Raw genomic sequence first — 8,985 nt, 5'->3', positions numbered from 1 at the left:
ACAGCGGCAACATAATCGCATGAAATCGCTCGAAAAAACATAGAGCTAGAGCGTTGAGATGAAAGCATAACACTCTAGCGCCGCCTCATTCCGCGGCCCCCTGGTGCACCGCCTGTTCCTCGGCGGCGATCTCCCCGGCGCGCGCGGCGATCGCCTCGCGGCTGATCGGCGGCCCTGGAAACCGGGTGCGCGCAACGCCGAACCACAGCACCAGCATCAGCGCGATCAGGCCGAGGCCATAACTGATCAGAATATTGTTCGGCGGCTGGATGCCGATATAGATCAGGACAAGAACGCCCAGGATCGAGAGCAGCGCCAGCGGCTTGGAGAAAACGCCAAGACGGAACGGGCCGAATTCGGTCCAGGTCTTGCCCTCGGCGAACAGGCCGGCGGCGATCGGCATGGCATAGGAAATATACAGGAACATCGCGCAGCCGGCGGCCAGCGCCGCGAAGGCGGGCGAATACAGCGTCGCCGCGATCGAGAGAACCACGGTCAGCCAGATCGCGCCGACCGGGGTGCGGTGCCTGACGCTGACGTGACGAAAGATCTTATGTCCCGGCAGGCCGCCGTCACGCGCGAAGGCAAAGATCATCCGCGAGGTCGAGGTGACGCCGGCAAGCGCGCAAAGATAGTTCGAAACCACGATCCCCACATACAGCAGGTCTTTCACCGGGGTCGCCACCGGCAGGTTGCCGAGCAGATCAAAGAACACGTTGCCGCCCTGGGCGGCGGCCTTGTCGAGATTGGGCATCGCGAGAATGATGGCGGCTTCCATCACCAGCCCGAACGCGAACGACCAGAAAATCGAATTCATGATGCCGCGCGGCACGATGCGGCGGGCGTTGATGGTCTCTTCCGAGGTATGCGCCGCGCCATCGAAGCCGGTGATCGTATAAAGCGGCAGCAGCAATCCGAGCAGGAACAGATAGAACAGGCTCTTGCTCGCGGGCACCACGCCGCCGCCCGGTTTGCCGGAATAATTGATGAACCGGGTGAGGCGGCCGAAATCATAATGCTGCGCGCCCACCAGCAACGTGATGGTCAGGACGATGGCGATGAAAAAGATCAGATAGCCGGAAAAATCGATCAGCTTGGTGGTGGTGCGGATGCCGAGCTGGTTGAACAACCCCTGGCTGAGCGTGATCAGGACCACGGCGATCGTCTGTTGCCACAACCCCCAGTGCGACGTGTCGATATGGAACATGTTGCCCAGAATCAGGCTGGTGAATAAATCATACGCCCCGACATTGACCGAAGCGACGACAAAAATCAGACCCAGCAGATTGACAAACGCGGTCGCCCAGCCCCAGCCGCGGCCCCCGAGCAGCGAGGACCAGTGATACAGCGCCCCCGCGGTCGGATAGGCGGAGGCGATCTGCGCCATCGAGGCGCCGACGATCAGGGCAAACACCGAACCGACGATCCAGCCGATGATCACACCCCCCGGCCCGGCGGCCGAGAAGCCGGACTGGAACGAGGTGATGCCGCCAGCGAGAATACAAATGATCGAGAAAGCCACGGCAAAATTCGAAAATCCGCCCATCCGCCGGGCCAGTTCCTGAGCATAGCCCATTTTGTGCAATGTCGCGGTGTCTTCAGCGAGAATGCGTGCCTGATCCGGATCGGTGGTCATGTTTCAGTCTCCCATAACGATGAAACGGTCCGTCTGTGCCGGGCTGTGTCGCCCGGGCTGGTTGTGGGCTGGCGATCGGGTAAGCCCCCGGCGCACCGCGTCGGGGGCGGCACCGTGGAGGCGTTTGCAGGCGCGCGAAAACGCGCTGACCTCGGAATAGCCGAGCAATTCGGCGATCGCGGCGATCGAGATATGCGGCTCAGCCAGATAAATCAGGCTGAGCCGGGCCCGAACCTGATCGACACAGCTCGAAAAACAGACGCCATGCTCCGCGAGGCGCCGCTGCAAGGTCCAGCGCGGCACGCGCAAACGCTCGGCAATGCGGTCGATTCCGGGCGGACCATCCGCGAGGCAGCGGCGGATCTCGCTCATCACCAGCGGCATCAGGTCGAGCGGACGCGCGCCGCTGCCGATCCGCCGGAGGTCTTCCGCCAGCGCGACGAAGCGCGCCGGATCACGCCCCGGCATCGGACGGTCGAGACCGGTGGCGCGAAACGTGATGGCATTGGTCGCCGCATTGAAAAAAACCGGCGCGCCAAAGGCGGCCTCATGCGCGTGGGATTGTTCGGGCTGGGGGTGTTCGAACCAGACTTCCTCGACATCGAGCCGCGAGCCGAGCGCGCGGCGCAGCAAATTGACGAACATGCCCATGGTCAGCTCGGCGTCCTGCCGGCGCGACCATATTTCCGGATCGATGATGCGATACTCCAGCCGCAACATCGTGGCCTCGCGCACCAGGCGGGTTTCGGTATCCTGCTGATGCAGGCCGAAACAACGGGCAAACGCGGCGAGGCCGGTGCCGATATCGGGGGCGGCGAGCGCGAGCTGGCCGATCAGGCCGAGTTGTTCCGGCTGAAATTGCTGACCAAAGCCAAGTCCGAACCGGGGATTGTGGCTGCGCCGCGCCGCCGCCTCCATCATCGCGACATAGCGCGCGAGCGGCACGGTGGCGCATGGGTCCTCGAGATCGCGCGGATTGAAGCCGACCTCGCCCAAAATCCGATCGGGGTCGGCGCCGCAGGCATGGATGAAGTCGGTCACGCCGCAGGCGGCAGCGGCCAGAACATGGCCGGCAGGACCCGGTGATGAGACGGACGGATGCGTCATGAACCTCCCGCGTCAGCAGATCGCGGCTTCATCATGAACCGATCGCCATTGGCAGCGCAATCATAATCGAAATCCCCTTCCACCAGCGGAGTGTGGCAAATTCCGCCCCCGTTGGTTTGACATTTCAACACAAATTCCACGCGTTGCTTGTCTTCTAATGTCAATCGGCCGAGAGTTTACCTGTGCAACAAGAGCAACCGGAGGTGTCCCATGGATCAGAATCATTCCAAACCGACCGAACCGCAGCCGGGCGCGCTCACCCTCGCCGATCTGCGCGATCTGATCGAGCAGGGCAGCATCGATACCATCATCATGGCAGCACCCGACATGCAGGGGCGATTGCAGGGCAAGCGGGTGATGCCGCGCTTCTTTCTCGATACCGTGCTCGCCGAACAATCCGAGGGCTGCAACTACCTGCTCGCGGTCGATGTCGAAATGACACCGGTATCGGGCTATGATTTCGCCTCCTGGGATCGCGGCTACGGCGATTTCGTGTTCCAACCCGACCTCGCCACGCTCCGCCGCGCCGCCTGGCAGGACGGTGCCGCGATCCTGCTGTGTGACATCGCGGGTCACGATGGGCGCCTGGCCCCGGTGGCGCCGCGCAGCATTCTCAAGCACCAGATCGCGCGGCTCGAAGCGGCGGGGTTTTCCGCCTACGCCGCGACCGAGCTTGAGTTTCTCCTGTTCCGCAACAGCTACGACGAATGCGCCAAGCGCGGCTACCGCAATCTCGACCCGGCCAATCTGCACAATGTCGATTACTCGATCCTCGGCACCGCCAAGGTCGAACCGGTGATCCGCCGGATCCGCAACGCGATGGAGGCCGCCGGCATCCAGGTCGAGAATTCCAAGGGCGAGTGCAATCTCGGCCAGCACGAAATCAACTTCGCCTATGGCCGCGCGCTCGACACCGCCGATGGCCACGTCCTCTACAAGGAAGCCGCCAAGGAGATCGCGCAGGAGCTCGAGTGCGCGATCAGCTTCATGGCGAAATTCAACGAGCGCGAGGGCAATTCCTGCCACATCCACCTCAGCCTGCGCGATGCGGCGAACCGGCCGGTCTTCGCCGAGGGGCTCGGCCACTCCACGCTGTTCGGTCATTTCCTCGCCGGCCTGGCCGCGCACGCGGCGGAATTATCGCTGCTGTTCGCCCCCAACATCAACTCCTACAAGCGCTACGCGATCGGCAGTTTCGCCCCCACCGCGCTGGTCTGGGGGCATGACAACCGCACCTGCGCGTTCCGCGTGCTCGGCCATGGCCGCTCGCTCCGCGTCGAAAACCGCCTGCCAGGCGGCGACGTCAACCCCTACCTCGCCCTCGCCGGCATGATCGCCGCCGGGCTCGACGGCATCGAGCGCGCCCTGCCCCCCGCCGGCGCCCAGCGCGGCAACGCCTATCACGGCGATCTGCCCCGGGTGCCGCGCAGCATGGATCACGCCCTGGCGCTCTGGCGCGGCAGCGATTTCGTCCGCACAACCTTCGGCGATCAGGTGGTCGCCCATTACGCCCGCATGGCCGAGGTCGAAATCGAGGCGTTCGGCGCCGCCGTGACCGACTGGGAGCGGGTCCGCAGCTTCGAAAGGATGTAACATGACTTCTCTGAACGGCACCTGGCGCTTCCCGACCGAGGTTCTGGCCGGTCCGGGCCGCATCGCCGATCTTCCCGGCCGCGCGCGTGATCTCGGCGCCAGACGCGCCTTGCTGGTGTCAGACCCGCAGGTCGCGCAACTGCCGTTCTTCGCGCCGATCGCGGCGGCGCTGGCGGCCCAGGGCATCGCGGTCGCCCGCTTCACCGGCACCCACCCCGACCCGCTGCGCACCGATGTCGAGGCCGGCGTCGCCGCGTTCACCGCCCATCAGGCGGATCTGATCATCGCGATCGGCGGCGGCAGCGCGCTCGATTGCGGCAAAACCATCGCGCTGGCCGCGGCGACCTCGCAGCCGTTGTGGGATTTCGAAATCACCCGCACCGCCCCGGCGCTCGACCGGGCGATGGTGCCGATCATCGCGATCCCGACCACCGCCGGCACCGGATCGGAAGTCGGCCGCGCCTCGGTGATCACCGATCCGGCGGCGTGCCGCAAAATCATCCTGCTCCATCCATCGATGCTGCCGCGCGTCGTCGTGCTCGACCCCGAACTCACCTTCGGCCTGCCCGCAAACCTGACCGCCTGGACCGGGATGGACGCGCTCGCCCATAATCTCGAAGCCTATTGCGTCGATGCCTATCACCCGATGGCCGACGGCATCGCGATCGAGGGCATGCGCCTGATCAGGAGCGCCTTGCCGATCGCCGCCAGCACCGGCACCGATCTGCCCGCCCGCAGTGCCATGCTCGCCGCCGCCGCCATGGGCGCGACCGCGTTCCAGAAGGGCCTCGGCGCGATCCACTCGCTCAGCCACCCGATCGGCGCGCATTGCCACGCCCATCACGGCCTGACCAACGCGGTGCTGATGCCCTATGTGCTCGCCTATAACCGCGCCCGCATCGAACCGAAAATCGACCATGCCGCCCGCTGCCTCGGCATCACCGGCGGGTTCGACGGTTTCCTCGACTGGGTGATCGATCTGCGCCACACGCTCCACATCCCCCCCACCATCGCGAGCCTCGGCGTCACCGCGCCGATGCTCGACCTGCTGGCGGCCGAGGCGTTCCACGACCCGAACACGCCCGACAATCCCCGCCCGGCCGATACCCCGGCCATGCGGCGGATTCTGGCGGCGGCGCTCGCGGGCGACCCGTCCGGTCTGGCTGATTAGGCCAGCGTGACGCCGATGCCGGTGGCGAGCCAAATCGCGGCGGCCATCGCCGCTCTGCCCTGCTGGCAGGGGCCGGTCAGCATCGCCCCGCTCGAGGGCGGCATCACCAACCGCAACTATCTGGTGCGCGCCGCGCACGGCAAATTCGTGGTGCGCTTCGGCGCGGACAACCCGACCCACGGCATCTGGCGCGCCCATGAACAGGTGGCGGCGCGCGCCGGCTTCGCCGCCGGATTATCGCCCGAGGTGATCCACGCGGCGCCCGGCGTCATGGTGTCGCGCTTCATCGAGGGCCGCACCCTGACCGAAGCCGATTTCGCCGATCCCGCCACCTTGCGCGCCGCACTCGCGCTCCTGCGCCGCTGCCATGTCACGATGGCGGCGCATCTGCCGCTGCCCGCCGTGCTGTTCTGGGTGTTTCACGTCAACGCCACCTATCTGCGCCGCCTCGCCGCCGCCCCCTGCCGGATCGCCGCCCGTCTCCCCGCCCTGGCCGCGCTGAACGCCGCGCTCGAACACCGCACCGGCCCGATCACCCTGGCGTTCTGCCACAACGACCTGCTGGCCGCGAACTGGCTCGATGACGGCACGCGCCTCTGGCTGATCGACTGGGATTACGCCGGCTTCAACACCCCGCTGTTCGACCTCGCCAATTTCGCCGCCAATCTCGACCTGCCGCCCGAGGCCGCCATCGCCCTGCTCGCCGCCTATGATGGCGCCACCGCCGATCCCGCCCGCATCGCCGCGTTTCAATCGCTGATCGCCGCCTCGCTGCTGCGCGAAATGCTCTGGAGCGCCGCCTCCGAAGCCGATCCACCCACCGATTTCGACTATCCCGCCTATACCGAAACCTACGCCACCCGGCTGGACCTCGCCTGCGCCGCCTTCGGCATCGGCGGCTGCGCCCCCGCATGACAGGAGCCTCATGATGCACGATTTCCCCACCTCGGCACGGGCGGTGATCATCGGCGGCGGCATCGTCGGCTGTGCCACCGCCTACCACCTCGCCCGCCTCGGCTGGCGCGACATCGTTCTGCTCGAACGCCACAAACTCACCTCCGGCAGCACGTTCCACGCGGCGGGGCTGGTCGGGCAGTTGCGCAGCAACGCCAACATCACCCAGCTCCTCGGCCATTCCGTCGCACTCTACGCCACGCTCGAAGCCGAAACCGGCCTCGCCACCGGCTGGAAACAGAACGGCGGCCTGCGCCTCGCCTGCACGCCCGACCGCTGGACCGAGCTGCAACGCCAGGCCGCCACCGCCCGCTCGTTCGGCCTCGAGATGCACCTGCTCAGCCCGGCCGAGGCAAAATCGCTCTGGCCGCTGATGGACATCACGGATGTGATCGGCGCCGCCTTCCTGCCGAGCGATGGTCAGGCCAACCCGTCCGACATCACCCAATCCCTCGCGCGCGGCGCCCGCATGGCCGGCGCGCGCATCATCGAGGACATCGCCGTCACCGGCATCACCCTCACCGGCAACCGCGCCACCGGCGTCACCACCCCCCAGGGCGCCATCGCCTGCGAGGCCGTCATCGTCTGCGCCGGCCAATGGAGCCGTGATCTCTGCGCCCCGATCGGCGTCGCGGTGCCGCTGGTCTCGGTGCAGCATCAATATATCGTCACCGAAGCGATTCCCGGCGTCACCCCGACCCTGCCGACCCTGCGCGACCCCGACCGCCTGACCTATTACAAGGAAGAGGTCGGCGGCCTCGTCATGGGCGGCTACGAACCCAACCCGATCCCCTGGGCGGTCGAGGGGATTCCCCAGGGCTTCAATTTCCAACTGCTCAATTCGGATTGGGATCATTTCCAGCCGATCATGGAGCTGGCGGTCGGCCGGGTCCCCGCCCTGCTCACCGCCGGGGTCAAAACCCTGCTGAACGGTCCGGAAAGCTTCACCCCGGATGGTAATTTCATCCTCGGCGCCGCGCCCGAGTGCCACGGGCTGTTCATCGGCGCCGGCTTCAACGCCTTCGGCATCGCCGCCGGCGGCGGTGCCGGCAAGGCGCTGGCCGAATGGGTCGCCGGCAATGAACCACCCTACGATCTCTGGCCGGTCGACATCCGCCGCTTCGGCCGTCCGCATCGCGATGTCGCCTGGGTGCGCACCCGCACCCTCGAAGCCTACGCCCGCCACTATGCAATCGCCTGGCCGCATGAGGAATACCACAGCGCCCGCCCCGCGCGCCGCTCGCCGCTCTATGCCGTGCTGCGCGACGCCGGCGCCTGTTTCGGCGAAAAACTCGGCTGGGAACGCCCGAACTGGTTCGCCGCCCCCGGCGAAATACCCGCCGACGAACCCGGTTTCGGCCGCCCGAACTGGTTCGACGCCGTCGCCCGCGAACATCACGCCACCCGCAACGCCGTCGCCCTGTTCGACCAATCCTCCTTCGCCAAATTCGAAATGATCGGCCGCGACGCCGAAGCCGCCCTGTCCTACATCTGCGCCAACGACATCCGGGTCCCGCCCGGCAAACTCGTCTATACCCAAATGCTCAACCATCGCGGCGGCATCGAATGCGACCTCACCATCGCCCGCCTCGCCCCCGAGCATTTCTACATCGTGACCGGCACCGGCTTCGCCACCCATGATTTCGACTGGATCACCCGCCACATCCCCCAGGGCCACGACGCCCATCTGATCGATGTCACCTCCGGTTTCGCGACCCTCAGCCTGATGGGGCCACGCGCGCGCGCGGTGCTCGCCGCCGCCACCACCGCCCCCGCCGATCTCAGCGACGCCGCCTTCCCCTTCGCCGCCGCCCGCGCCATCTTCATCGCCGGCGCCCCCATCCGCGCCCTGCGGGTCTCCTATGTCGGCGAGCTCGGCTGGGAATTGCACGTCCCGACCGAATTCACCCTCACGGTCTACGCCGCCCTGATGGCCGCGGGCGCGCCGCACGGCATCGTCAACGCCGGCTACCGCGCCATCGACTCGCTCCGCCTGGAAAAAGCCTACCGCGCCTGGGGCAGCGACATCGGCCCCGACCATACGCCGCTCGAAGCCGGTCTCGGCTGGGCGGTCAAGGATCGCAAGCCGCTCGACTTCCTCGGCGCCGAGGCGATCCGCGCCCAACGCGGCCAACCCCTGCGCAAGCGCCTGTGCGGCTTCACCGTCGATGACCCCGCCATCACCCTGATCGGCCGGGAGACCATCCGCCACAATGGAATCCCGGTCGGCTGGCTCTCCAGCGGCGGCTTCGGTCACACGATCGGCAAACCGATCGGCTTCGGCTACCTCCGCGCCCCCTCCGGCACGATCGACACCTATTTCACCACCCCCGCCTTCACGCTCGACGTCGGGTCCCGCACCGTCGCCTGTGCCCGGCAATGGTGATCCAATGGTGATCCCATGTTGATCGGGTAACCCCCGCGCTTGCCTGAAGCCCGCCGCCTCGCCATACTGACCCGATGGACGGCGGCACTGAACCAGGCTCCGAACCCTTGCTGACCGCGCGCGACGCGCGCGGCGTCA

At 66.7% G+C, this 8,985-nt stretch carries 6 protein-coding genes; 4 read left to right on the top strand and 2 right to left on the bottom strand.

All coding sequences use genetic code 11. The features are described from left to right. Window positions 1–85: 85 nt before the first annotated feature. Complete coding sequence (locus ACP5E6_RS14285) at window positions 86–1,636, bottom strand: amino acid permease (RefSeq protein WP_427955009.1); 1,551 nt, start codon at window positions 1,634–1,636, stop codon at window positions 86–88. A 3-nt stretch (window positions 1,637–1,639) separates the two neighbouring features. After that, window positions 1,640–2,743 (bottom strand): AraC-like transcriptional regulator QhpR, encoded by a 1,104-nt coding sequence (gene qhpR, locus ACP5E6_RS14280; protein WP_427955007.1) that lies wholly within the window; start codon window positions 2,741–2,743, stop codon window positions 1,640–1,642. Between the two features lie 210 nt (window positions 2,744–2,953). Between qhpR and ACP5E6_RS14275 the strand changes: the two genes are divergently transcribed. From ACP5E6_RS14275 to ACP5E6_RS14260, 4 genes are read left to right on the top strand one after another with little or no spacing between them, the layout of a single operon-like run. Further along, window positions 2,954–4,336 (top strand): glutamine synthetase family protein, encoded by a 1,383-nt coding sequence (locus ACP5E6_RS14275; RefSeq protein ID WP_427955005.1) that lies wholly within the window; start codon window positions 2,954–2,956, stop codon window positions 4,334–4,336. A gap of 1 nt (window position 4,337) precedes the next feature. Beyond that, window positions 4,338–5,507 (top strand): iron-containing alcohol dehydrogenase, encoded by a 1,170-nt coding sequence (locus ACP5E6_RS14270; RefSeq protein WP_427955004.1) that lies wholly within the window; start codon window positions 4,338–4,340, stop codon window positions 5,505–5,507. Between the two features lie 15 nt (window positions 5,508–5,522). After that, window positions 5,523–6,422, top strand: coding sequence for a choline/ethanolamine kinase family protein (locus ACP5E6_RS14265; protein WP_427955010.1), 900 nt, complete (start codon window positions 5,523–5,525; stop codon window positions 6,420–6,422). 13 nt (window positions 6,423–6,435) lie between these two features. Beyond that, window positions 6,436–8,847, top strand: a complete 2,412-nt coding sequence (locus ACP5E6_RS14260; RefSeq protein ID WP_427955003.1) for a GcvT family protein — start codon at window positions 6,436–6,438, stop codon at window positions 8,845–8,847. Window positions 8,848–8,985 lie beyond the last annotated feature (138 nt).

Origin of the sequence: Acidiphilium sp., from assembly GCF_049977125.1 — a bacterium.
Taxonomy (GTDB): Bacteria; Pseudomonadota; Alphaproteobacteria; order Acetobacterales; family Acetobacteraceae; genus Acidiphilium.
The sequence above is the reverse complement of the archived record's forward strand: the minus strand, read 5'-3'. Positions and strand labels throughout refer to the sequence as shown.